The organism is Actinopolyspora xinjiangensis (genome assembly GCF_900104475.1).
GTDB classification, from domain to species: domain Bacteria; phylum Actinomycetota; class Actinomycetes; order Mycobacteriales; family Pseudonocardiaceae; genus Actinopolyspora; species Actinopolyspora xinjiangensis.
Genome location: NZ_FNJR01000009.1, coordinates 49,410 through 74,146, shown reverse-complemented (window position 1 = coordinate 74,146; position 24,737 = coordinate 49,410). Strand labels below are relative to the sequence as shown.

The 24,737-nt window shown below is 68.1% G+C and carries 21 protein-coding genes; 15 read left to right on the top strand and 6 right to left on the bottom strand.

Annotated features, from left to right (window positions below; translation table 11 throughout):
* Nucleotides 1-19 precede the first annotated feature (19 nt).
* The 13 genes from BLQ75_RS14480 (at nucleotide 20) to BLQ75_RS14420 (ending at nucleotide 13,496) form a co-directional block, all read left to right on the top strand.
* Nucleotides 20-868, top strand: a complete 849-nt coding sequence (locus BLQ75_RS14480; protein WP_092602599.1) for an MBL fold metallo-hydrolase — start codon at nucleotides 20-22, stop codon at nucleotides 866-868.
* 440 nt (nucleotides 869-1,308) lie between these two features.
* Nucleotides 1,309-2,415: a Gfo/Idh/MocA family protein gene (locus BLQ75_RS14475; protein WP_092602597.1), complete on the top strand. Its 1,107-nt coding sequence runs from the start codon at nucleotides 1,309-1,311 to the stop codon at nucleotides 2,413-2,415.
* 103 nt (nucleotides 2,416-2,518) lie between these two features.
* Entirely contained in the window at nucleotides 2,519-3,619 is a 1,101-nt protein-coding gene (locus BLQ75_RS14470) for an LLM class flavin-dependent oxidoreductase (RefSeq protein ID WP_092602595.1), read from the top strand.
* Nucleotides 3,620-3,851: 232 nt separating this feature from the next.
* A complete protein-coding gene (locus tag BLQ75_RS14465; protein WP_170837496.1) occupies nucleotides 3,852-4,499 on the top strand; it encodes an AAA family ATPase in 648 nt (215 codons plus the stop codon).
* Nucleotides 4,500-4,528: 29 nt separating this feature from the next.
* On the top strand, nucleotides 4,529-5,326 hold the full coding sequence (locus BLQ75_RS14460; RefSeq protein WP_043570009.1) for an ATP/GTP-binding protein: 798 nt from the start codon (nucleotides 4,529-4,531) through the stop codon (nucleotides 5,324-5,326).
* Nucleotides 5,327-5,404: 78 nt separating this feature from the next.
* Nucleotides 5,405-6,853, top strand: a complete 1,449-nt coding sequence (locus BLQ75_RS14455; RefSeq protein WP_092602591.1) for an MFS transporter — start codon at nucleotides 5,405-5,407, stop codon at nucleotides 6,851-6,853.
* Nucleotides 6,854-6,979: 126 nt separating this feature from the next.
* The gene (locus BLQ75_RS14450; protein ID WP_170837495.1) at nucleotides 6,980-7,987 is read left to right on the top strand and encodes an AvrD family protein; all 1,008 of its coding nucleotides are present in this window, start codon (nucleotides 6,980-6,982) and stop codon (nucleotides 7,985-7,987) included.
* On the top strand, nucleotides 7,984-8,997 hold the full coding sequence (locus BLQ75_RS14445; RefSeq protein ID WP_092602587.1) for a beta-ketoacyl-ACP synthase III: 1,014 nt from the start codon (nucleotides 7,984-7,986) through the stop codon (nucleotides 8,995-8,997). The genes BLQ75_RS14450 and BLQ75_RS14445 overlap by 4 nt, the downstream gene beginning before the upstream one ends.
* A gap of 184 nt (nucleotides 8,998-9,181) precedes the next feature.
* A complete protein-coding gene (locus BLQ75_RS14440) occupies nucleotides 9,182-9,433 on the top strand; it encodes an acyl carrier protein (protein WP_092602585.1) in 252 nt (83 codons plus the stop codon).
* Nucleotides 9,434-9,582: 149 nt separating this feature from the next.
* Complete coding sequence (locus tag BLQ75_RS14435; RefSeq protein ID WP_092602583.1) at nucleotides 9,583-10,332, top strand: HAD family hydrolase; 750 nt, start codon at nucleotides 9,583-9,585, stop codon at nucleotides 10,330-10,332.
* Between the two features lie 78 nt (nucleotides 10,333-10,410).
* Nucleotides 10,411-11,361, top strand: a complete 951-nt coding sequence (locus BLQ75_RS14430; RefSeq protein ID WP_092602581.1) for an NADP-dependent oxidoreductase — start codon at nucleotides 10,411-10,413, stop codon at nucleotides 11,359-11,361.
* A gap of 191 nt (nucleotides 11,362-11,552) precedes the next feature.
* The gene (locus BLQ75_RS14425; RefSeq protein ID WP_092602903.1) at nucleotides 11,553-13,091 is read left to right on the top strand and encodes an acyl-CoA carboxylase subunit beta; all 1,539 of its coding nucleotides are present in this window, start codon (nucleotides 11,553-11,555) and stop codon (nucleotides 13,089-13,091) included.
* A gap of 201 nt (nucleotides 13,092-13,292) precedes the next feature.
* Nucleotides 13,293-13,496, top strand: coding sequence for an acyl-CoA carboxylase subunit epsilon (locus tag BLQ75_RS14420; RefSeq protein ID WP_092602579.1), 204 nt, complete (start codon nucleotides 13,293-13,295; stop codon nucleotides 13,494-13,496).
* Between the two features lie 36 nt (nucleotides 13,497-13,532).
* Here BLQ75_RS14420 and BLQ75_RS14415 read toward each other — a convergent pair whose 3' ends face one another.
* The 6 genes from BLQ75_RS14415 to BLQ75_RS14385 all read right to left on the bottom strand — a co-directional run bounded on the left by BLQ75_RS14415 (nucleotide 13,533) and on the right by BLQ75_RS14385 (nucleotide 22,045).
* Nucleotides 13,533-15,041, bottom strand: a complete 1,509-nt coding sequence (locus BLQ75_RS14415; RefSeq protein ID WP_170837493.1) for an FAD-dependent monooxygenase — start codon at nucleotides 15,039-15,041, stop codon at nucleotides 13,533-13,535.
* Between the two features lie 163 nt (nucleotides 15,042-15,204).
* Nucleotides 15,205-15,915: a DsbA family oxidoreductase gene (locus BLQ75_RS14410; protein ID WP_092602575.1), complete on the bottom strand. Its 711-nt coding sequence runs from the start codon at nucleotides 15,913-15,915 to the stop codon at nucleotides 15,205-15,207.
* 193 nt (nucleotides 15,916-16,108) lie between these two features.
* A complete protein-coding gene (locus tag BLQ75_RS14405) occupies nucleotides 16,109-17,317 on the bottom strand; it encodes a Cmx/CmrA family chloramphenicol efflux MFS transporter (protein ID WP_092602573.1) in 1,209 nt (402 codons plus the stop codon).
* Between the two features lie 1,987 nt (nucleotides 17,318-19,304).
* The gene (locus tag BLQ75_RS14395; protein ID WP_092602569.1) at nucleotides 19,305-19,823 is read right to left on the bottom strand and encodes a MarR family winged helix-turn-helix transcriptional regulator; all 519 of its coding nucleotides are present in this window, start codon (nucleotides 19,821-19,823) and stop codon (nucleotides 19,305-19,307) included.
* 371 nt (nucleotides 19,824-20,194) lie between these two features.
* Nucleotides 20,195-20,746 (bottom strand): GNAT family N-acetyltransferase, encoded by a 552-nt coding sequence (locus BLQ75_RS14390; protein ID WP_092602567.1) that lies wholly within the window; start codon nucleotides 20,744-20,746, stop codon nucleotides 20,195-20,197.
* 84 nt (nucleotides 20,747-20,830) lie between these two features.
* Entirely contained in the window at nucleotides 20,831-22,045 is a 1,215-nt protein-coding gene (locus BLQ75_RS14385) for a dipeptidase (protein WP_092602565.1), read from the bottom strand.
* 328 nt (nucleotides 22,046-22,373) lie between these two features.
* On the opposite strand from BLQ75_RS14385, the gene BLQ75_RS14380 reads away from it, so the two are divergent.
* On the top strand, nucleotides 22,374-22,646 hold the full coding sequence (locus BLQ75_RS14380; protein WP_092602563.1) for a DUF3311 domain-containing protein: 273 nt from the start codon (nucleotides 22,374-22,376) through the stop codon (nucleotides 22,644-22,646).
* Nucleotides 22,647-22,872: 226 nt separating this feature from the next.
* A complete protein-coding gene (gene mctP, locus BLQ75_RS14375; protein WP_092602561.1) occupies nucleotides 22,873-24,540 on the top strand; it encodes a monocarboxylate uptake permease MctP in 1,668 nt (555 codons plus the stop codon).
* Nucleotides 24,541-24,737 lie beyond the last annotated feature (197 nt).

Below are 24,737 nucleotides of genomic sequence, written 5' to 3'. Positions count from 1 at the left end.
GGAAGAGGTGCTTCGAGACATGACCATCGACAGGTGGAACGTTCCCGGACGGATGAGATCGCTCCGCGTCGGAGACCACACCGTCACCTACATTCCCGACGGCCACGTCGAGTTGTCCCCCAGATCCTGGTTCCCCGAGTCCACGGCCGGGGACTGGGAGGGCGACCGGACGAGACTGCTCACAGCGGAGGGATTCTTCCTCGGCTCGGTCGGCGGCCTGCTCGTCGAGTACGGCGAGCGCGCCCTGCTGATCGACGCCGGTTTCGGACCGCACCGAGCGGCGGCCGCCCACACCCACCCGTACCTCGGGGCGCTGGCCGGTGGTGGTCTGCTTCGCGGACTGCGCGACGCGGGGCGACGGCCGGAGGAAGTCGAGGCGGTCGCCTTCACACATCTGCACGACGACCACTTCGGCTGGGTGTTCCGGCCCGGCAACACGAGCACTCCCTTCCTGCCGCACGCGAACCTGATCGCCTCCTCGGAGGAGTGGTCCTCGATGCGGCGGCGTGGGATGCCGGTGTCCTTCCCGTACCGGGAGGCGGGTGACGGTGAGGAGATATTCCCCGGAGTCGTCGCCTGGAGCACTCCGGGACACACCCCCGGGCACACTTCCTACGTCGTTTCCTCCGGCGGGCAACGGCTGATCGCCTTCGGCGACGTCTTCCACTCCCCGGTCCAGGTGGAGAGACCGGAGTGGGAGGTTTCCATGGACTCGGACCCGAACGTCGGGATCGCCACCCGCGATCTGGTGTTGAAGGAACTCTCCCAGCCCGAAACCCTGGGATTCGGCAACCACTTCGCCGACGTGGTCTTCGGAAGGGTCGTCTCCTCGGGGGCGGGCTCGCACTGGCGACCGGAGCACCGCTGAGGAGTCGGCTTCCACGTGCCGTGGAGCGCGGCGTTGACCCGCCGCTTCTCGCCACGCGGCGATTCGGGGATCGCGGAGCCGTTGGTCGACACCACCACGATCCGCATCCTGTTGTCAGTGTCAATATGTTGAACGGACACTGGTTGTCCGCCGCGCTCGGCAGGATGATGAGAACATGCGCGGCACAACGGGATCCGGAATTTTCCTTCCGGTTCTTCCGGGAGATAAGGAACGAATTCCGAAGTGTCGTGGTCGGCGTGTTCCGCCGTTCTCCGGAATTCTCGGCTCGCCGAACCGGAACACGCCTCCGATTCCCCTTGGAAACCGACTCGTGGACAACCTCGGGTCCGACGCGCGGTCCTGCTTCTCACACCGCCGTGCCAGGTGCGACGTAACGGCACCCAATGACGATTTTTCGACTGCGAGTTTTGGAACTATCGATGCGACAGCAGACTATCCCCGGAAAACCGCTCGGTGTCGGGCTGGTGGGACTCAGCGCCGAGGGCGGTTGGGGAGTTCGGGGCCACCTCCCCGCCCTGAAGGCGGTCGACGGATTCGAACTACGCGCGCTGGCGGGGTCGGACCTGAGAGCGGCGGAGAAGGCGGGTGACAAGTACGGGGTCCCGCACGTGTTCGACGACGTGGGGCGCATGGCCGCCCACGACGAGGTGGACGTCGTCGTGGTCGCGGTCAGGGTTCCCCGTCACCGGGAGCTGATCGTTCCCGCCCTGAACGCGGGCAAGACGGTGGTGAGCGAGTGGCCGCTGGCCAGGGATCTGGCCGAGGCGGAGGAACTGGCCACCGCCGCTCGCGGACAGGGAGTACGTACCGTCGTCGGCCTGCAGGCGCGCTCCTCGCCGGTGGTGCGCTACGTCCACGACCTGGTGGAACAGGGCTACGTCGGCACGGTGCTCTCGACCAGCGTCATCGCCTCCGGCGGTGGCTGGGGCTCGTTCGTCGACTCCCGCGCCGCCTACACGGCCGACCGCGCCAACGGGGCCACCATGCTTTCGATTCCCTTCGGACACACCGTGGACGCGCTGACCATGTGCCTGTCCGGGTTCGCCGGTCTCACGGCCACCACCAGCGTCCGCAGGCCGGAAGTGCGCAACACCGAAACCGGCGAGACGCTGCCGAAGACGGCGGAGGACCAGATCGCCGTCACGGGTGAGCTCCACAGCGGAGCGGTCGCCTCGGTCCACTACCGAGGCGGGGCCTCTTACGGCACGAACATGCTGTGGGAGATCAACGGAACCGACGGTGACCTGGTCGTGTCCGGCGACATCGGGCATCTGCAGTTCGGCGGCGTCACGATTCGGGGAGCGTCCGGCAAGAACGCCCGGTTGGGCGAGCTCCCCGTTCCCGAGGAGTACGTCCTCTTCCCTGAACTGGAGCAACCGGCACTCAACGTTGCCCAGGCCTACAGCCAGCTCGGCACCGACATCGCCGAGGGCACCTCCGTCCTGCCCGACTTCGAACACGCCGTCGAGCACCACCGCCTGCTGGACAGGATCCAGCGGGCCGCCGCCACGGGCACGCGGCAGTGAACCCCCCGGCTGTTCGCCGTGTGGCGCACCGCGACCGGTGCGCCGTCCGGCACCAGCCGGCCGAGCAAGCAGTCCGACGCGCGATCCCCGAACAAGGAGAAACATGTACACCGGTTTCGGAGCCTTCCTGTCCCCGCTACACCAGCCCGGTCAGGACCCGCACCTGACCATCCGCCGCGACCTCCGGTTGGTGGAACAGCTGGACGAGCTCAACTTCGACGAGTGCTGGTTCGGTGAGCACCACTCGCTGGGATGGCCGACCATCGGCGCGCCGGAGACGATGATCGCGGCGGCGGCCGAGCGCACGAGCCAGATCAAGCTCGCCAACGGCGTGGTCACCCTCCCGTTCCACCACCCCTTCCACGTGGCCACGCGCGCGACCCTGCTCGACCACCTCACCCGGGGCAGGTACATCCTCGGTGTCGGTCCCGGCGCCACCCCCAACGACGCGCGGATACTCGGCATCGACATGGACGAGCTCAAGCGCATGTCCCACGAGGCCCTGCCGAACGTCATCGAGCTGGTCAACGGCGAGCGGGCCGTCGACGACAAGACCGACTGGTACAGCCTCAACGACGCCAAGATGCAGCTGCCGCGTTACAGCAGGCCGGGTATAGAGATGGCCATCTCCAGCGCGGGCTCTCCCAACGGGCCGCGCGTCGCGGGGACCTACGGCATGAGCCTGCTGTCCTTCGGCGCCCCGCCGCCCGGTTTCCCCGCGGTCGATCTCGCGCAGCAGTGGCGCTACGCCGAGGAGGCGGCCGAGGAGAACGGCCGGACCATCGACCGGAAGGACTGGCGGGTCGCCGTCCCGCTCTACATCGCGGAGACCCGCGAACAGGCCTACGAGGACGCCAGGGAGGGCTTCGACAAGTGGTTGCACGGCTACTGGGGTGAGGCCGCCGGCTTCGACGTCTCCATGGAAGGGGTGGACAGGTCGCGGGAGCTGGAGGCCATGGTCGAACGGGGGCGGGCCATCGTCGGCTCCGTGGAGGACGCCATCGCCGGCATCGAGCACCTGCAGGAGACGACCGGCGGTTTCGGTACTTTCCTGACCTACGTGGTGAACTGGGCCTCCCACGACAAGACCAGGCGCAGCTTCGAGTTGCTGGCCGAGGAGGTCGCCCCCCACTTCACGGGAACCGCCCGCCGCGGGATCGAGTCCATCGAACGGAGCGTGGCCAACCGCGAACCGGCCGCGTGATTCCCGCCGAGACCGGCTGAGTGGACGAAACGCTCGCCGCACACCGACGGAACCGGTGCGGAGCCGAGAGGGAACACCTCTCGGCTCCGCACCGGTTCTTCGCGTTCTTCCCGCCGTCCCGGAGAGAATTCCGGTGAAGGAGCGGGGACGTGTTCTCGATTTTTCGTGTTGGTGCTGACACCAGCAGCGACAGCCAGTGGTTCGGTCTCCGGGACACTGCGATCATCGATTTGTGACTTACAGAGTGGCAATTACTGGTTCCTACGGATCGGGAAAAACAGTGCTCTCCACGGCGCTGTCCCGGTTGACCGATATTCCACGCACCCACGGTTCCCCGATGCGGGAACCGATAGGAGGCGAGGGGAGAAGTGTCCACGAATGGACTCCCGGGCAGCTGGTTCAGCTGACCGTCAACCGATACACGGAACGGGTGATGAGCGAGTCGGGGATGACCGGCGGGTTCATCTCGGACGGTTCGGTGCTGCACGAGTGGGCCTACGCCAAGGTGAAACTGGTGGCCGGGTCGTACCCCGGAACCGCCATGCCGCTGCGGGGGCGGTACCGCTCTGACGAGGTCAGGGCGCTGGAGTCCGTGGTGGACGACCTCGGCCTTCTGATGAAGCGGCACGCCGAGCGATCCTACGACGCCTTCCTGCACGTGCCGGTCGAATTCGACATGACCGGTGACGGCCAACCCATCAACGAGAATTTTCGGCTCATATCCGATGACATCCTGCTGCCAGAGCTCGAAAGCACCGGTATCCCGGTCTACACAGTGGGCGGAGACATCCGCGAACGTCTGGAACAGTGCCAAAAGGCCCTGGGAATCGACGCGGTCAACGAAATCGAGGAAGTCGTTCGCCAGGTCGGCGAGCGGTGACTCGGAATCACCAGAGAGGGAAGAGCATCATGGCGGTTCAGGAAACCCCCAGTTTCAAGGAAAATCCGAATCTGAAGCTGGCCATATCGGGTACTTACTCCACCGGAAAGTCCACCACCTCGGAGGCGTTGTCGATCGCCACGGGTATCCCGCGTACCCACGCGAAGACCTCTCGGGAACTGCTCGTCGACCTCGTCCCGGGTAAGACCGTGATGGAGCTCAACGCGATGGAGCTCGTCAAGCTGCTCCTGCGCCGCTTCGAGGAACGCGTGCACAACGAGACCAGTGACAACGCCTTCATCTCCGATGGAGGTGTCTTCCACGAGTGGGTCTACTTCGAGGCGCGCATGCGCGTCGGCATCAATCCCGGTGCCAGCTGGTGGTTCAAGGCGATCAAGAAGATCACGGGCCTTCCGGTCAAGCACTTCTACCAGCGCTACGCGAACATGCTGGGCGAGGTCACCCGGGCCCGCGCGCAGCGCATCTACGACGCCTACGTCCACCTCCCCGTCGAGTTCGACATGGAGCCCGACGGCCACCGCCCGGTTTCGGAGGAATTCCGCCGACTCTCGGACGACCTGCTCATAGAGGCGCTGGACGAGATGGGGATTCCCTATCACGTGGTCGGGGGGTCCATTCCGGATCGGCTGGAGAAAATCATCAAGACCTTCGACCTGCCGGTGGTGGTTCCCGTCGAGGACGCCATCGCGGAGGCGGAACGTCGGGTGAAGGCCGACATCGAGGACCTCAAGGCGGATGCCCGCTTCCACGAGGCCCAGCGGCAGAAATCGTTGCGTCGCCGCATCGGATACGCGCTGCGTTACTGAACGGACCGCTCGTGGCCGGTCTCGGTCACCGAAACACCCCTCGGCCCCCGCAAAGCGAAACTCACGAAAGGATCCGGCGTGTCTACCAGTGTGCCAGTCAGGCCACGTCACCTGGGAGCGGTGCTAGCTCTCCTGGCATTCGCCCAGTTGATCATCGCCATCGACTACAACATCGTCTTCGTCTCGTTGCCCGAGATCGGTGAAGGACTCGGATTCAGTTCCCAGAACCTGCAGTGGGTGGTCTCGGCCTACGCCGTGGCCTTCGGCGGTTTCCTGCTGCTCGGAGGGCGAGCGACCGACCTGTTCGGCCGCAAGCGGATATTCATCCTCGGACTGTTCCTCTACGCCTCGTCCTCGCTGGTGGGCGGTCTGGCCACTGCTCCGTGGCTTCTGATCGCGGCCCGCGCGGTGCAGGGGCTGGGCGGTGCTTTCCTGTCACCGGCGACGCTCTCCCTGGTGACCACCCTCTTCCGCGAGGGTGCGGAGCGCAACCGCGCGCTGTCGGTGTGGGGCGGTGCCGGTGGTTCCGGCATGGTGCTCGGCTCCATCCTCGGCGGTCTGCTCACCCAGGTGTTCGGTTGGGCCTCGGTGTTCTACGTCAACGTCATCTTCGCCGGTGCCGCGATGCTCGTGGCCGTGTTCCTGCTGCCCAACGACCGTGCCACCACCAGGGGCGCCTTCGACCTGCCCGGCGCGCTCACCGGCACGATCGCGTCCACCCTGCTGGTGTTCGCCCTGGTGCAGGGACCGGAAGCGGGTTGGGGCTCTCCCGTCGTGCTCACCGCCTTCGTCGTCGCCGTCGTGCTGTTGGCCGCGTTCCTGGTGATCGAGAGCAAGAGCCGGGCACCGATGGTGCCGCTGCGCCTGTTCACCAACCGCAACCTCTCGGTCGGCGTCTCGATCACTTTCCTGTTCATGGCGACCTTCGGTGCGCTGGCCTACTTCCTGACCCAGTTCTGGCAGGTCGCGCAGGGATACAGCGCCTGGGCCACCGGTTTCGCCTTCGTCGTGCCCTCGGGCAGCGTGCTGATCGGAACCATCCTCGGTGGCAAGTCGGCCACCAAGCTCGGTATCCGCAAGACGCTGGTCATCTCCCTGTCCATGGGAGTCGTCGGCATGATCGCGCTGGCGCTGTCGGTGTCCGAGGGCGTTTCCTACGCGACGCTCGTGCCGTCGCTGGCGGTTCTCTCGCTGGGGCAGGGCATGGTGTTCACCAACATGTTCGCCGCCGCGACGACCGGGATCCCGGCCGACGACCAGGGAATCGGCTCCGGCATCGCCACCACCGGCCAGCAGATCGGTGGGGCAGTCGGACTGGCGGTGCTGATCGCCATCACCGCGACCGCCTCCGGGGAAACCGCAGGCGACCCGGCCGCCCTGACGGACGGCGTGCGCACTGCCACCTGGCTCATCGCCGCGGGGATCGGACTGACCATCCTGGTCGCACTGAACCTGCGCAAGTCGACTCCGCCGAGTGCGGAGGAGGACGAGCCGGAGGAGATCGCCCCGACCGTCGAGAAGGTCTGAGGCGGTTCTCGCGACGCAGCTCGTCGGCGAAGCCCCGGAGACCTTTGGCTGGGGAAGCCGAGGCATCGCCGACTCCGTGCCACGGGTGGCTCCGCGGAACCACCCACTACACAAGGAATGATTGTAATGGTCAACGCGACACAGCACAGTACCCTGTCGCTCACGTCGGTGGACGACTTCCTCGGGGACCGGCAGGGCAGGTTCTTCGGCGAGGGGTTCAAGCGGGTCACGCACACCGTGAACGACATCACGGTCACCGCCGAAGGCGGGAGGCCGCGACTGGAGGCCGTCGGGGGCGTGAGGTTGCCCGAATCCTGGTCCCGGAAGGGTGAGACCGATCAACGGCCGCATCTGTCCACCATCGACGTGATGGTCCTCGGCGCGCGGTTGACGGGACTCCACCTCGCCCACGCCCACGACGTTCGCCCCAACGATCCGTTCCGGATCCGCGAGCTCACGATCAGGGCGGGCAACGCGCCGCAGGAGGACGACCTGGGGGCTTTCCCGGTGGTCGCCGAGCACGTGAGCACGGAGCCGGGCGGGGAAGGCAACACGACGACGGTGGACTGCCGCGTGGGTGCCCTGGACATCAGGGTGGTCGCCGAGCACCGCGGGGAGTCCGTCCCCTCGGACGTGGCGGGGTACTACTCGTCGGCCGAGAGCCTGCCGGGGCCCTGGAACACCGCGCCGTACGGTGTTTCCCACCACGTGCGCAGCCAGTTCCTCAACGAGATCGAGATCGACCTCTCCGAACCGGCGGCGGACGGCGAGCTGACCGTCATCGGAGCACCGGACGACCTGTCCGGAGTGGGCCACGAGACGACCATGATCGACCATTTCGTCGCGGCGCTGCAGCTCGGTCAGGTACTGCTCTACAAGCTCGACGACGTCGACCGGGCCGACAGCAACACGCTCTGGATGCGGCGTACGACCTTCGAGCCGGTCTCCGACTCCGGCTCCGGTCGTTTCCGGGTCGATCTGGAGAACTCCCGGCTGCTGCCCAGCAAGCAGGGAACCTGGCGTTCCGCCGACGTGGTGGCACGGTACGGCGGCCGTCTCATGAGGTGCTCGGTGGCCCACCTGCTTCCGGTGGATCGGGAGGGCGTCGTGAGCGGAAAGGCGGGTTCCTTATGAGCAGGGCCGCCGTACTCAGCGGGCTGGGGACCTATCTGCCTCCCCGCCGCATCAGCAATCAGGAGATGTCCGAACGGTTCGACACCTCGGACGAATGGATCACGAGCCGCACCGGGATCAACGGCCGCTACTGGGCGGACGTGGGAACCTCCAGCGGTGATCTGGCGGTGGAGGCGGCCACCAGGGCGTTGAAGTCGGCGGGACTCTCCCCCGAGGAGGCCGGGGTGGACAGTCTCGTGCTGGCGACCACCACTCCGGACCACCCCTGTCCGGCCACGGCCCCCGACGTGGCCGCGCGGGTGGGTCTGTCGGACGTCGCGGCCTTCGACATCGCCGCCGTGTGCTCCGGATTCGTCTACGCGCTGGAGGTGGCCTCCAACGCCGTAGTCTCCGGCAGGGCGGACAGCGTGCTGGTCGTCGGTGCCGAGACGTACTCCACCATCCTCGACCCCGAGGACCGCACCACCTCCGTCATATTCGGGGACGGCGCCGGGGCGGTGCTGCTCCGTGCCGGGGACTCGGCTGAGCCCGGTGCGCTGCTGGGGTTCGACATGGGGGCGGACGGCAGGCAGAAGGACCTGATAAAGATCCCGGCCGGAGGTTCCCGGCAGCGCTCCAACGGAGTCGCCCCCGAGGCCTCGGACTCCTACTTCACCATGCAGGGCAGGAAGGTGTTCGCCGCTGCCGTGCAGCGGATGACCGATTCCTCCAACAAGTTGCTGGAGCGCATCGGTTGGTCCATGGAGAGCGTGGAGCGGGTGGTGGGGCACCAGGCCAACGTGCGGATTCTGCGCGCGGTCGCCGAGCAGCTCGGAATCCCCACCGAACGAGCAGTGATCAATGTGGACAAGGTCGGCAACACGTCCTCCGCCTCCATACCGCTGGCGCTGGCCGATGCCGTGGTCGAACGGAACCTCGGGGTCGGGCAACGCGTGTTGCTCACGGCCTTCGGCGGCGGGGTCACGTGGGGGTCGGCCGCCCTCGTCTGGCCCGACGTCACTCCCGTCTGATCGAGGTCCGTTGTTCGGGTGACGGGCGCGGGTCGAGCGGTACGCCCCGCCTGTTCCCGCGCTCCGGCCGAGGCGGGAGAACCCACCGTCGGGCCGTTCCTCCGGTGGCGGTTCCGGAACCGCCCGGGGGACTGTGCTTCAAGAAGTTTCGGACAGAAATTCCGTTCGAAAGGAATGGACGAAAATGAGTGAGAACATTTCCAGGGTGGCCGACATCATTCTCGACATGATGGTGAACAAGTACGAGGCCTCACCAGACGATGTTTCCGCCGACAGCGAGTTCGAGAGCCTCGGATTCGACTCGCTGGTGCTGGTAGAGATGGCGGTCGACCTCAGCAGGGAGCTGGGGATCGACGTCGAGGACGACGAGCTGAACCAGGCGGGCAGCCCGTCCAAGGCCGCCGAGATGCTGGTGAGCAAGGGCGCGCTCGTCTGACGGCGGGCTGTGCGGAGCGGGGCCGTCGCGCGCGTCCCGCTCCCACCGGCCGTACCGGGCCGGTAGGACCGTTCCCGCGAGCGGGCCGGGAACGGGGAGCAAGTGGCCGTGTTCCTCGGCCAGAGGATCGATTTTCGAGACGGGCTGTCATGTGTTCCAACGCTCGTGCCGCGTTTTTCGACGTGGACGAAACGCTGACGACCGGGGTGAGCATGTTCCGGTTCCTCCGGTACTACCTGGAGGCCATCGGAAACCCGCCCGAGGTGTACCAGTGCCACCGAGAACGTCTGCGGGAGATGAACGAGGCCGGTGCGGGGCGCGAGGAGACCAATCGTGCCTTCTACGGCGTGTTCGAGGGCAGCGACGCGGCGGAGGTCGCCTCGATCGCCGAGGAGTGGTTCGCCGCCGAGACGGCGGCGGGCGGGTTCCTCAACCCCGGCACGTCGCGCGCACTGCGTACCCACCGCGAGCGCGGCGAGCCGGTCGTGCTGGTCTCGGGCTCCTTCCCGGCGCCCCTGGAACCGCTGCGGGAGCACGTGCGAGCCGATCACCTGCTGTGCACCCTCCCCGAGATCGACCCGGTCTCGGGGCGCTACACCGGGTCGCTCCGGAACGTCGCGAACCAGCCGATGATCGGTGACGCGAAGGTCGCAGCCGTCGAGTCCCTCGCCGCCGCGCACGGGATCGACCTCGGCCGCTCCGTGGCCTACGGGGACCACGTGTCCGATCTCCCGCTGCTGGAGCTCACCGGGGAAGCGGTCGTGGTCGACCGCGATCCGGGCATCACCGCTCACGCCCGTGACAGGGGGTGGTCCGTGCTCCCCTCGGCCCCGCCCGGTTCGCTCCCCGCCCCGTATCGCCGTGGCGGAGCCGCGTCCCCGGCGGAAACGTCGCGGTGACGCGGCGGTCGCTTCCCGCCGGAAGGGCCCGCCACGCACGAAATCCACCACTCGAACAACTACCGAGAAAGGCCAGTCATGCACGCCATCGCCATCAGCTCCTTCGGAGACCCGGAGGTGCTCGAGGTCGTCGAGAAACCCGTTCCCCGACTGCGGCCGGGATGCGTACGCGTCAAGGTGGCGGCCGCCGCGATCAACCCCACCGATCTCATGCTCAGGTCGGGCGCGGTCGCCGCCTACCTCAGCGAGGTGGAACCGCCCTACGTGCCGGGAATGGACGCCTCGGGGACGGTGGAGGAGGTCGCCGAGGACGTCACCGACCTCTCGGTGGGACAACGGGTCGTCGCCTTCGTCAACCCGTTCACCGAGACCGGCGGAGCCCAGGCCGAGCGGGTGGTGGTCCCACGCGAGCAGGTGGCCCCGCTTCCCAGTTCACTGCCCACAGTGGAGAGCGCGGGGCTGCCGATGAACGGCCTCACCGCCGACATGGCGCTGCGGCTGCTCGACCTGCCCCACGGCGCCACCCTCGCGGTGACGGGGGGCCCGGGAGCGCTGGGCGGCTTCACCATCCAGCTCGCCAAGTACCAGGGGTTGTACGTGGTGGCCGACGCCAAGAACGCCGAGGACCACGAGCTCCTGCTGGAGCTCGGGGCCGACGAGATCGTGGAACGGGGTGCCACGCCGCGGGAGACGGCGCGTAACTACACCGCGAGCTTCCCGGCTGGAGTCGACGCGGTCGTGGACGGCGCGGTCCTGGGCGAGGAGGTGCTCCCACTGGTCCGGGACGGTGGCCAGCTGGTCGAGTGCAGGCCGGTGGACATCGCCGAGGAGCGCGGCATCGTCGTGCACCACATCATGGTCATGAACCACCCGGACAAACGGACCACGCTGGCCGAGCTGACCCAACTGGCGGCCGATCGGGTCCTGACGCCGCGCGTGGCGGAGATGATCAAACCCGAGGACGCCGTCGAGGCCCACCACAAGCTCGCGGCGGGCGGGCTCCGCGGGCGTCAGCTGGTGGTCTTCTGAAACGCCCGTCCGCGATCCCCGGAGGGGGGGCGGGGAGAACAGATTCGTCCCACGGCAGTGGAGTAGTGATCACATTGACGCACACGCTTCAACAGGGAGCCGCGGCTCCGGAAGAGCGCGACGACCCCACGGTGAGCGGAGCCACGTCGACCGGATCCGCACCGCGATCACCCTCGCGGGACTCGGTCTCCGTGCGGTTGGCCGAGCTGGAGCTCGTCAAGGAGGCCGCCGTAGCCGGACCTGATCCGGACGCGACGAGCCGGCAGCACGGTAGGGGCAAGCTGACCGCGCGGGAACGCATCGACCTGTTGCTGGACGAGGGCTCGTTCAACGAGGTCGAGGCGTTGCGCAGGCACCGGGCCACCGGCTTCGGCCTCGAGAACAACAGCCCTTACACCGACGGGGTGGTCACGGGGTGGGGGACCGTCCTCGGAAGTACCGTCTTCGTCTACGCCGCGGACTTCCGCGTGTTCGGCGGTGCGCTGGGCGAGGCCTACGCGCAGAAGATACACAAGATCATGGACATGGCCGTCGCGGCGGGTGCGCCCCTGGTCAGCCTCAACGACGGGGGAGGGGCGAGGATTCAGGAAGGGGTGTCGGCCCTGGCCGGTTACGGCGGCATCTTCCGGCGCAGCAGCCGGGCCTCGGGCGTCATTCCGCAGATCAGCGTGATGCTCGGCCCCTGCGCCGGTGGCGCCTCCTACGCGCCCGCGCTGACCGACTTCGTGTTCATGGTCCGCGACACGGCGCGGATGTTCATCACCGGTCCCGACGTCGTCACTGCGGTCACCGGCAGGGAGGTCTCGCACGAGGAGCTCGGTGGTGTGGACGTGCACTCCGTCGATTCGGGCGTGTGCCACTTCGCCTACGACGACGAGGAGAGCTGTCTGGAGGAGGTCCGCTACCTGCTCTCGCTGCTGCCCTCGAACAATCGGGAGCTTCCCCCGACCGTGACCGTCGAGGACCCACCGGACCGCCCCTGCGGGGGACTGGAGGAGAAGGTCCCGGTGGACGGCAACAAGCCCTACGACATGCGCGAGGTGATCGAGGAGGTCGTCGACCACGGTGACTATCTCGAAGTGCACGAGCGGTGGGCGCCCAACGTGCTCTGCGTGTTCGCCCGCATCGCGGGCGAGGTGGTCGGCGTGGTCGCGAACCAGCCCAACCACCTCGCGGGGGTGCTCGACGTCTCCGCCTCGGAGAAGGCGGCTCGGTTCGTCCAGACGTGCGACGCGTTCAACATCCCCCTCGTCACGCTGCTCGACGTCCCGGGGTTCCTGCCCGGGGTGGACCAGGAGCACGGCGGGATCATCCGGCACGGCGCGAAACTGCTCTACGCCTATTGCAATGCCACGGTGCCCCGCATCCAGCTCGTGGTACGCAAGGCCTACGGCGGTGCCTACATCGTCATGGACTCGCGTTCCATCGGATGCGACCTCTCTTATGCCTGGCCGACCAACGAGATCGCGGTCATGGGGGCGCAGGGCGCGGCCAACGTGATCTTCCGGCGGGAGATCGCGGAGGCCGAGGACCCCGAGGCGGTACGGGAACGCCGGGTCCGGGAGTACGAGAGCGAACTGATGCACCCCTACCACGCCGCGGAGCGCGGTCTGGTCGACGACGTCATCCCGCCGGGGGCGACCCGTGCCGTACTGGCCGAATCGCTGCGGATGCTGCGCGCCAAGGACGCCGACCTGCCCTCCCGCAAGCACGGCAACCCGCCCAACTGATCGAGGGCTCGCTCGGTGGGCGGGCCCCGGCTCCGTTCCGTGGCCCGGCCTCGGAGCCCCACCCCGCGTCGGGCCGTTCCGCGCGGGAGCACGACGCGGGAGATCCCGCGAGCGCTACGACCGCGCGGCGGGTGGTTTCTACGCCCACCAAGCCGGGAGGCGCGTCGACGCGATCCGGGAGACCCCGGGAGGAGGAACCACATGTCCGAGTTGCGAGTGATCCGCGGTGATCCGGACGAGCACGAGCTCGCCGCGCTCACTGCCGTGCTGTCGAGCCTGGCGGCGGAACGGCCCGATTCCCCCGGTGAGGGGGCTCGGCGGGGAGCCGGGGCCGGTTGGCACCGAGGGCTTTCCACCGAGCTGGTGCCATCCCGCTCCTGGCGGCGTGATCGTCCGGGGAGGTGAAGCGGGAGGCCCGGTACCGGTGCCGCGCCCGCCGCGTCAGCGGTTCTCCCGGCCCTCCGCCGGACCGAAGAAGTGGACGAGGTGCTCGCGCAGCGACTCAGCCGAGGTTCCGCCCGCCACGTTCGTCCAAGCCAGATAGCCGTCGGGGCGTACGAGAGCGGCGCTCCACTCCCGCTCCTCGTCGAGCTCCACCGTCCGGACGTCCACCCGGTCCTTCCACTGGCGGGCGGTGTCGGCCAGTTCCGCTCCGGCGGCCGGGGTCAGCAGCAACAGCCCCGATCCGGAGGTGAGCAGTTCCGCCACACTGGTGTGCGCCTGCTCGGTGCGCACTCCGACATTGGTCAGGAACCTCCCCTCGTGCCGCGCGTCGGCGCTGTCCAGCGCTTCGTAGGTCACTCCCTGGCCGCTGACCAGTCCCTGCACGTGGTCGTTGGCCTGTCGCAGGTTCAGCAGCTCGCCGAAGAGGTCGCGCAGCGGGTCGAACTCCTCGCCAGGATGCATCAGCGCGGACTGGGCCCGGGTGTTGTCGACGACCCGCCGCGCGGCCGGGTGACGTTCCGCGTGGTAGGTGTCCAGCAGCGAATCGGGAGCCGACCCGGAGACCACCAGCGCGAGTTTCCAACCCAGGTTGAGCGCGTCCTGCAGGCCGAGGTTGAGTCCCTGCCCGCCGAGCGGCGGGTGCAGGTGGGCCGCGTCGCCCGCCAGCAGCACCCGACCGTCCCGGAAGGAGTCGACCAGTCGGCAGAAGTCGCTGAACCTGGTCAGGAACGCCGGGTCGCTCATGCCGACCTCGAAACCGAGCACGCTCGAGGTTCGCTCGCGAAGCTCGTCCAGGTCCACGGGGGAGCGGTGGTCGGGCAGCGGTTCGCGGAAGTCGTGCACGATCACGCGGCTGTGGCCGGAGGGGTTCGGGTTGACCAGGGTCCACCCGTGCGGGCCGTGCGCCCATCCGCCGGGGATGGTGCCCGGTCGGTCCAGGCGTACCAGTCCCAGCACCGCGGCGAAGTTGGGCGGGTGGGTGGCCGCGCCGATCCCAGCCCGCTCACGCACGGTGCTTCGGGCACCGTCGGCCCCGACGACGTAGGCGGCCCTGACGCGGTGCTCGCCCTTCGCGGTCCGGACCGTCACCTCGACCGCGTGCTCCTCCCGGCGCAGTTCGGTGGCGCGCGCGCCGCGCCGGACGTCGACACCGAGTTCCCCGGCGAGTTCGGCCAGGGCCCGTTCCAGCTCGCTCTGGGGCACGTTCATCAGCGGTGGCCCCTCGGTGGCCGGCGCGTGGATCGCCAGGCCGGGCATTCCGGCGAAGTGGAACGGTGCCGCGCTGGCGCTGGCGGAGTGAGTGTCAGGGGCGCGCAGGTAGCCACGTCTGGTCAGCGACTGCACGGTGCGGGCGTGCAACGTGCCCGCGCGCGGCTCCTGTCTGATGCTTTCCGCCGCCTCGGCCACGATGACCGAGACCCCCCGAGCGCCGAGCTCGTTGGCCAGCAGCAGTCCCACCGGTCCGCCCCCGACGACGAGGACGTCGGTGTGTTCCGTCGCGTTCAATTTCGCCTGCCTTTCGGGACCTGGTGTGGCCCAGCGGGTGTTGTGCTGACGTGTGGTCGGACGGTTGTGGTGAGCGCTCGCCCGGGCGCCTCCGCGCGGAGCGGGCCCGGGGTGGAGGTTCCACCGGGGCGGTCGCTCCGACAAGGGAACGCCGAAGACTTGATCAGGTAGTCGTCGGTTCGGTGCGCGGAGCGGGGAAGAGGAACTTCTCGACCCAGGTCTCGTCGTAGTCGCGCAGCACCGGCGGCTGTCCCGAAGTGCCGCGCGGTTCCCAGCGCACGCCGGGGTTGTGCACCGATCTCCCGTCCGCGGTGAACAGGTGGGGGCTGCCGCGCACGGTCTCGGATCGTGCCGTCTCCCAGTCCTGGTGAACAGCCTTCCGGTGGGTGCCGTCGCGCAGCTCGTCGGCGAGCGATTCGGCGTCCACGGTGGAGCATCGACGTGCGATCTCCAGGATCACCGGGGTGATCGTGACGCACTCGCTGCGGCGGTAGAACGCGTCGCGCAGCGCGGCGTCCAGTTCGTCGGCCGCCGCAGGGCCCTGCGACGAGGCGACGGCGCGCACCGCCTCCATCGCGGGCAGCGTCGAGACGGGATAGGCGGAGTCCGCTCCGTGCCAGCGCTGCCATCCGAGCCCCGGCAGGAACTCCGAGATGGCGGCGATCTCCTCGTCGACGATCCCGCGCGGGGTGGGCCTGGAGTTGAACAGCTCCAGCGGGAAAGCGCGGTGCTCGATCGTCACTCGCTCTCCCGCCCGGCGGCGCAGGGTCTCCAGCGCCAGGGTCGCCCACGGGCAGCCCAAATCGGACCACACCGTCACGGTCAGGGGGGAGGGCCCGCCCGGTGCGGCGGGCGTGTCGGTTTCAGCGTTCATCGGTGTCTCCGGGAAGTCGTACCGATCGGGGGCGTCGGAACACCTCGGACGGATCGCGGCGCGCCTTGGCACACCACGACCGGGCCAGTTGTCCCTCGTATCGGAGATCGTGTCACCGTTTGCCCGAGCGGTTGTGCCGCTCGTCGTGGAGATCGGCCGATGATTGTTGTTCATCGGGCCGCCACGAGGTGGTTCAGCTCGACGAGACGGCGGGTTCCGACCTGGCCCCGGCAGCTGCGGAGGTCGCCGCCGTCCGGTGTTGTCGCTGATCGGCGGCCACCCCCACCAACGCGGTCAGCGATGCCGCACCGGCCAGTGCCGCTCCGATCCAGCTCGGTGCGAGATAGCCGAGGCCGGAGCTGATCCCCAGGCCGGCCAGCCAGGGGCCGAGGGCGTTGCCGATGTTGAACGCCGAGATGTTGCTGGCACTGGTCAGCGTCGGGGCTCCGGCGGACTCGTTCATCACCCTGGTCTGCAGGGCCGGGTTGATCAGGAAGCCGGCCACCCCGAACAGCGCCAGAGTGGCGATCATGGTGACACCGTTGTGCGCGGTGACGCTGAACAGCAGGAGGATGCCGCTCAGCAGCACCAGCCCCACGGTCAGGGTGGTCATCGGTCCCCGGTCGGCGAATCTGCCGCCGAGGACGGTCCCCAGGAAGCTCCCCACGCCGAACAGCATCAGCAGGGGCGCCACGGCGGTCCTCGGGAATTCGGTGACGTTGATCAGCAGCGGGGCGATGTAGGTGTAGGCGGCGTACAGTCCCGCCTGGCTGAGCATCGTGGTGGCCAGCGCCAGCCAGACCTTGGGGTTGGCGAAGGCGGACAGCTCGTTGCGGATGCCGGGCTGTTCCCCCCTCGGCTGGTGGGGGACGAGTGTGCTCACGCCGACCAAACTGATCAGGCCGAGCACGGCCACGGCCCAGAAGGTGGTTCGCCAGCCGAAGTGCTGACCGATGAAGGTGCCCAGCGGAACCCCCGCGATGGTGGCGATGGTCAGGCCGCCGAACATGGTCGCGATCGCTCGGGCCTTCTTCCCCTCGGGTACCAGGTTGGCCGCCACCACGGCGCCGATGCCGAAGAACGCGCCGTGCGAGATCGCGGTGAGCACGCGGGCGGCCATGAGCACGCCGTAGCTCGGTGCCGCCGCGGCCAGGCTCTCCCCAAGCACGAACACCACGAGCAGGGTGACCAACGTGGCCTTCTTGGGGACGCGCGCGGTCAGCATGGTCATCGCCGGTGCTCCGATGACGACGCCCACGGCGAACAGCGATATCAGCAGTCCCGCGTCGGGCACTGAGACCCCGAAACCCGCGGCGAGTTCGGGAAGTAGTCCGGCGATCATGAATTCGGTGGTTCCCAGGCTGAACACCGTCAGCCCCAGTACGAACAGCGCGATGGGCATGGATTCTCCAGGGAGTGGCGTTTCCACGACGCGTCCCGCGCGGGTGGTCGGTGAATCGGTGCTCGGGGCGGTTTTCCGACGGTGTCGCGGAGGGGGCCTGCCAGCTGCCACCGGTAGCGGCCGACGTCCGCGTCGGTGCCGCCGGAGCGGTGTCGACGGGGGCGAGAGGCATCGTCGAGGTTCCCTGCCGTGGGAATGGCCCGCGAGGAACCGTTCCCACGGGGTGTGACCTTCGGTCGAGGGGCCGCATCCCGGTCTCGGTGATCTCGACGTCGTCGGTCCAGTGTGCTCCGGACACTCCGAGTCCTGGGGTGCCTGCACGGCGTTGAGCTCGGCTCCGTCCTGGAGCGGGAAGATCCTCAGCTGGTCGGACTCGTCGACCACGGCCACGACGAAGCGCTGTTCGCCCCGTTCGGCGGCTCGGACGATCCGCCCCGCGAGTTCGTCACTGATGCCGGAACACCGCACTACCTTGTTCCCCTCGTTTCCTCACGGCTGTTCTCGCCGGTCAGGCGCGTGAGTTGAGTTCTTCGTGGAAGCCGTTGCCCGTACGTCACGAGCGCACCGGCTGGGACGCCCCGAACTCTTCAACAGCGTATATTTCGATGTCGGACAGTACGTTATCGTACAGTACTTCGTGGGGCAATGCGATGCCGTGATTCCGTGGGATTTTTGGTGGTACCGGTCGACAAGGGTGCGAGCCCGCGCGTGCGGTGCCGCCGGTGCGGCATGTCTTTCTCGATTGGTTGACCAGTGGTTTTCTGGAGCTCCTGTGGTGGTGACGAAGGAAGTGGCGATGTCGCTCGTCGGTAGGAAGGCGGGGTGAGTCCGAAATAAACGGAGAGAGCGACGACTTTGTCGACGCTTCGTAGCAGAAGGACCAGTGCCACGATGGGCGTGTACGACAGTTCGACGTCGACCGTGTGCCGCTACAGGTGATGGAGGTGTTCTGAGAGAAGAGGTAAGAGACGACCTCTGTTCAGGATCTGGCCGAAGCCATCGGATCCGGGAAGGGCGCGTTGTGCGGTTTTCCACGGCAAGGAGAACCCGTACGCCAGAGCTCCACTGTGATACGTCGAGCGGGTGGCTGAGGCATACGTTCCCGGCTGCCCCCGGGAACACTCCTCCGTGCGGCGCTGCGGGAGCTGTTGACCGGTACGCTGGTGGTTCCCGGACAGGGTGCGTGCTCGTCAACACTGTGACCCAACGTGTCCCGTTTGACGCGAGCACACACCGGAATTTCCGGGACGTGATCACCGCCTGGCGTCAACCGCCGTCCTCTTCCTCGCACACCGCCAGGAGGCGAAGGAAGACAAGGGGGAACACATCGGAGAAATCGGACATTCGGTGTGTCTCCGGCTTCTCGTCACGATGATTCGGATATCCGCGTCGTGAGTGCGGTCCATCCGGACGAGAACATGCTGCGGAGCCTCATGGAAACGTCGTTCGAAGTCGTTCCCGTGGAGGAGCGTGAGTGAATCTTCGTTTTTCACGGCCGGGTCCGGTGCTCTGCTGAATTTTTCCGCGACGACAACCGAAAAGTCCGATTTCTCGGCTTGCCGGGGTGCTTGCCGGTCGGCCGGAAGTGCTTCCTCCGTGAGTTCCTCCCCACGGTCCCCGAGCGTGGACCTCCAGAGCGGACTGTGTATGCACAGCCGGTCAAGGTATTCCCGCGGCGGGGTCGTCGGAGAGCTCTTACGGTTCTCACGGGCAGGATGTGCTGTACCGGCAAGTCCCGACGAACCGGGGACACGCCCCGACACGGCCCTCGACGTGGTGGGCACGCTTTCCGCCGTCACCGGATTCGAGCGACCGCACGAAGCGAGCTGGCCGGTGACGCGATGTTCGGGAAGAGGCGCGGGGGAGCGGCATCATCGCCTGTGTCAGGCATTCCGGGGCGACGTCGCGGCGGGTTTCGCAGGGGCGAACCCTTGTCTCTCCCCGGTCCTGGGAGCGGAGCGTGAATGGCGAGGATTCGCCGTCGTGGTCACTCCGAGCCGGTGCCGGTTTCGGCGCTGAGCTTGCGCAGCAGTCCGCACAGCTGATCGACCTCCTGTGAGGTGAGCGCCTGCAGCGCGTTTTTGCCCTCGTTCAGGTAGCACTCCATCGCCCGGTCGGTCAGCTCGATCCCTCGTTCGCTGAGCCGGATGATGATGATTCGGCGGTTTTGCTGGCTGAAGTGCCGTTCGACGAGCCCGGCCTCCTCCAGGCGGTTGATCCGGTTGGTCATCGCGCTGTTGGAGACCCGCAGGTGTCCCCCGATCGTGCCGGGACACATCTCGTAGGGTTCGCCGTCGGTGCGTAGCGTGGCCAGGACGTCGAATTCCCAGCTCTGCAATCCGTAATCGGTCAGTACGGTCGACAGGCGTCGTTCGATCTGTCGGGACGCGGTGGTCAGCCACCCGATCACGGACATCGGGGAAACGTCGAGGTCGGGCCGTTGAGCCCCCCACCGCTGGACGGTCGCTTCGACGCCGTCCGCTGGCATGTTCGCCGCGACAGTCATGCCAGCGATAGTACTCCATGACACATTTCGATGGAAAAATAACTATGAGTAAATACTCAACTGCCGAGAGTGCACTATCCGGAGGAATCATGTCCGAGCTCAACTTGCCCGAACGCCCCGGGCCGGAACCGCTCAGCAGGGGGCCGATACCGCACGGCCAACTCGACCGGACCGCTCCGACGCACCCGCGGGAGGAGATCTGAGTCCGGATGCGTTCGTTGCGGGCGTCTACGTCACCCCGACCCACGTCACCTGTCCGGGGGCGCGTGTCATCCACCTCGGCCCGGAGTTCGGCGTCGGACCCGCGCTTCCGAGGAGTTCGTAGGTGCCGCACGGGAACGACCGGCGCCGGGCCGCCACGGCCGGTGGGGTCAGGAGGTCCCGCCGTGCCACTCCTCGGCCAGCAGGGCCCAGATCTGCATGTCGTGCCGTCGGCCTCGCACGGGAAAGTAGCCGCGCAGCGTGCCCTCGTGGGTCATGCCCAGCCGTTTCGCCACCGCGATGCTGCGGTGGTTCTCGGTCGAGACCCGGTACTCCACCCGCGCCATGCCGCGAATCCGGACGGCCCAGTCGATCAGGTGTTCGCAGGTGCGGGTGACCAGCCCGTTCCCCTGCGCGGACTCGGAGAGCCAGACTCCGATTTCGCAGCAACCGTTGCTGGTGTCGAAGCCCCGGAACAGCGCGCCGCCGACGAGCTCACCGCGCGAGTGAATCCCCATGATCCGACCGGTGTCCTCGGCCTGCTTGTTCGCGTAGTTGCCCAGGAACCGCCGGGCCGACTCCTCGTCGACGACGAGGTCCGCCCAGGGAAGCCAGGGCGCCAGGTGTTCTCGGTTGGCTTCGGTGAACTCGGCGAACTCCGCCGCCTGCCAGGGCTCCAGCGGGCGTAGCTCGGCGTCGGATCCCAACGGATGAGCGAACACGGTGACTCCTCCCGAACGGTTCCACGATCGTTTCTACTGGTGGGCGCAACCGGTTTTCGGTGAGCCCGCGGAACGGCTCGGTGGTCAGGTCGTGCGCTTTCCGTCGAGCTGGTCGACGGTGGCGATCGACGGGGACTCGGTGCGCCGGAGCCGTTCGGAGACGGCCTCCGCCTCGCGCAGCGCGCGCAGCGGGTTGTGCCAGGTGAGCTTGGCCAGCTCAGCCTCGGACCAGCTCCGGTCCAGCAGTTCGGCGAGCAGGTTGGGGTAACCGGAGACGTCGTCGAGCCCGGCCGTGGTGAACGGGGTGCCGTCGAAGTCACCGCCGAGTCCGATGTGGTCGATTCCGGCCACCTCGCGCATGTGGTCCAGGTGGTCGGCGACCTTCGACACGGTCGCCACGGGACGCGGGTTTTCCCGCTCGAACTCCGAGCGCGCCCGACGGCCGCGCTCGGTGCCGTCCAGCGGGTGCAGGCCCATCCCCGTCAGGTGCGCGTCGGTGGCCCGGTCCCACTCGGCCGCCTCGGGCAGCACGAACTTCGGCACGAAGGTCGCCATCGCGACTCCGCCGTTGTCGGCCAGGGAGCGCAGCACGTCGTCGGGCACGTTGCGCGGGTGGTCGCAGATCGCCCGCGCGCTGGAGTGGGAGAAGATCACCGGGGCGCGGCTGACCCGCAGCGCGTCCCGCATGGTCCCGGCCGAGGTGTGCGAGAGGTCGACGAGCATGCCCAACCGGTTCATCTCCCGCACCACCGCCTCGCCGAAACGGGTCAGGCCCCCGGCCACCGGTTCGTCGGTCGCGGAGTCCGCCCAGGCGACGTTGTCGTTGTGCGTGAGCGTCATGTAGCGCACGCCCAGCTCGTACAGCGCGCGCAGCGCGCCCATGGAACAGTTGATCGAGTGGCCGCCCTCGGCCCCCATCAGCGAGGCGACTCCGCCCGACTCGCGGCAGCGCGCCACGTCGGCGGACGAGTAGGCGGGAACCAGCCGGTCGGAGTACCGCTCGGTCAGCGCGCGCACGCAGTCGATCTGCTCCAGCGTCGCCGACACCGCCGCGTCCCCGGTCAGGTCCGTGCGTACGTAGACCGACCAGAACTGCGCCCCCACACCGCCGGAGCGCAGCCGGGCCAGGTCGGTGTGCAGCGCCGCCGACTGGTCCGAGGCGATGTCGGCGCGGTCCAGGTCGTAGCCCACCGACTCGCGGAGCGCCCAGGGCAGGTCGTTGTGGCCGTCGAACACCGGGTGCTCGGCCAGCAGCCGTGCGGCGAGTCGCCGCGATTCCGAATCGGTGGTCTCGGTCATTGGTCCGCCTTCGTCGCCGGGGTTGTCGCTCGATGCCCGGACTCCCCGCCGGATGACCGCCCGGTGGGGCGCCTCGTCGGCGGGGCGCCGTGGAGTGCGCTCCGGTGCCACAGTGTGCCGGACCGCCGCTCGGCGCCTTTTCGGAGCCTTCCGCCCGCTCGGCGCCGGACGCGGTGCGCGGAACACCGTGCACGCAGCGGAATTCCGCGTCACGCAGCGAGTCGGCGTCCCACGTGGTCGGACGACCCTTCCCGGCGAGGCCGACTCCGACTAGCATGCTGCTGCCCGATCGGGTGATTCGTACCGGCACAGCCTGGGGAGGCCGTACATGAGCCAGCAGCGCGGCTCCGCCGCCGGAGCTCGTCCGGGAACCGACCGCTCGCCCTGGAACCTGCTGCTGCTCGTTCCGCTGCTCATGCTCGTGACTCCACTGTGGAACCACGATGAGCCGAGGCTGTTCGGGTTGCCGATGTTCTACTGGGCACAGTTCCTGTTCGTGCCGCTCGGCGTGGTGTGCGTCGGCCTGGTGGTCCGTGCCGCGAATCGGAGGGAGCGCGCGGTGACCGAGCCCACCACCGACGGCGGCGAGGGGAAGCGCTGACCCGTGTCTTCCCGACGTATTACGCACACTGACGATGCTTTCGGCGCGCGGGCGCCGAACCGCCACCCCGGCGACCCGCATCGCCACGGGGACTCCCGCTTCGGCTCTCGCGGAGAAGGCCCGACGTCGTGCGGTCCCCAGCCGATGTCGGTCCCCCGGAGCGAGAGCAGGCGGGAGGTTCCGCGACTCGAACACCCCGGAAACTCGAACGGAAGACCTCAATAGAATGCAGTGGACCGAATTCGGCGTCTTCGCCGGGCTCTTCCTGTTCGTCTCGGTCCTGGGATTCGCCGCCACGCGCTGGCGCCGGGCCGAGTCCATGCAACACCTGGACGAGTGGGGGCTCGGGGGCCGCAAGTTCGGCTCCTGGATCACCTGGTTCCTGGTGGGCGGAGACCTCTACACCGCCTACACCTTCGTCGCGGTTCCGGCCCTGGTCTTCGGGGCCGGTGCGATGGGTTTCTTCGCGCTGCCCTACACCGTGGTGCTCTACCCGCTGGTGCTGCTGCCACTGCTGCGCATGTGGTCGGTGTCCAGAGTGCACGGCTACGTCACCCCCGCCGACTACGTGCGCGGCCGCTACGGGTCGTCGCTGCTGGCCACGCTGATCGCCGTCACCGGCATCGTCGCCACGATGCCCTACATCGCGCTGCAGCTGGCCGGTCTGGAGGCGGTGCTGCGCACGATGGGGCTCAACGCGGGCGGCCTGGCCGGGCACGCCCCGCTGTTCGTCGCCTTCGTGGTGCTGGCGCTGTACACCTACCAGTCCGGGTTGCGCGCGCCCGCGCTGATCGCCTTCGTCAAGGACCTGCTGATCTACGCGGTCATCATCGTCGCGGTGTTCTACCTGCCCACCCAGCTCGGCGGCTGGGGATCGATCATCGACGAGTCCGCCGCCGAACTGTCCGATCCGGACTCGGGTGGATCCGGATCGATCCTGCTCGGCGAGCACAACCAACTGCAGTACGCCACACTCGCGTTGGGCTCGGCGCTCTCGCTCTTCCTGTACCCGCACTCACTGACCGGCATCCTGGCCTCCTCCGGACGCGGGGTCATCCGGCGCAACATGGTCGCGCTGCCCGCATACTCGTTCCTGCTCGGCATGCTGGCGCTGCTGGGCTACGCCGCGCTGGCCGCCGGGGTCGAGCCCATCGTCAACGGTGCCACCGGCGAACCGGACTCCAACACGATCGTGCCGGTGTTGTTCGACCGGATGTTCTCCGACTGGTTCGCGGGCCTGGCCTACGCGGCCATCGGCATCGGGGCCCTGGTCCCGGCCGCGATCATGTCCATCGCGGCGGCCAACCTGTGGACACGCAACATCTACAAGGAGCACCTGCGCCCCGGCGCCACCCCCGCCCAGGAGGCCAAGCAGGCCAAGCTCGCCTCGCTGGTGGTCAAGTTCGGCGCGGTACTGAGCATCGTGTTCATCGACCCGCAGTTCTCCATCGACATGCAGCTCATCGGTGGGGTGATCGTGCTGCAGACCCTGCCCGCCGTGGCGATCGCGCTCTACACCAGGTGGCTGCATCGCTGGGCGCTGGTCGCCGGTTGGGCGGTCGGCATGGCCTGGGGGCTCTGGCGGCTGTACCTGATACCCAAGGACCCGGCCACCGGCGAGGGGCACTTCGGTGGTTCCGCGATGCCGCTGTCGGACTTCGGTCTCTTCGGCTGGCAGCCGCTCTCCGGCATCGAGACCCAGATCTACGTGGGAGCGGTGGCACTGCTGCTCAACCTGCTGGTGGCGGTGGTGCTGACCCCGCTGGTGCGACGGTTCGGCGCAGCGGAGGGCACCGACACCACGGTCGAGGCCGATTACCACGCCACCGGGGCGCCCGACAGGGCTCGTCCGGAGGAGACAGGGGAGGCACCCGGCGAGGTCGCCTCGCGCTGACGTGTCGTCGACGGTTTCCGAAAGGACTGTTCCGGTCCCGGTGAGTATCGGATAGTGTTTCGTGACTCACGCCTCGCGCGAGGCCGATCGGACGGTGGGATGGATGCACGGAACCCGGCCGCGGCCGGTGACCGACCGTCGTTCCCACCACCGTGGTGGGACCCGCGACGGCTGAGCTGCGAACCCGAGACGAACGG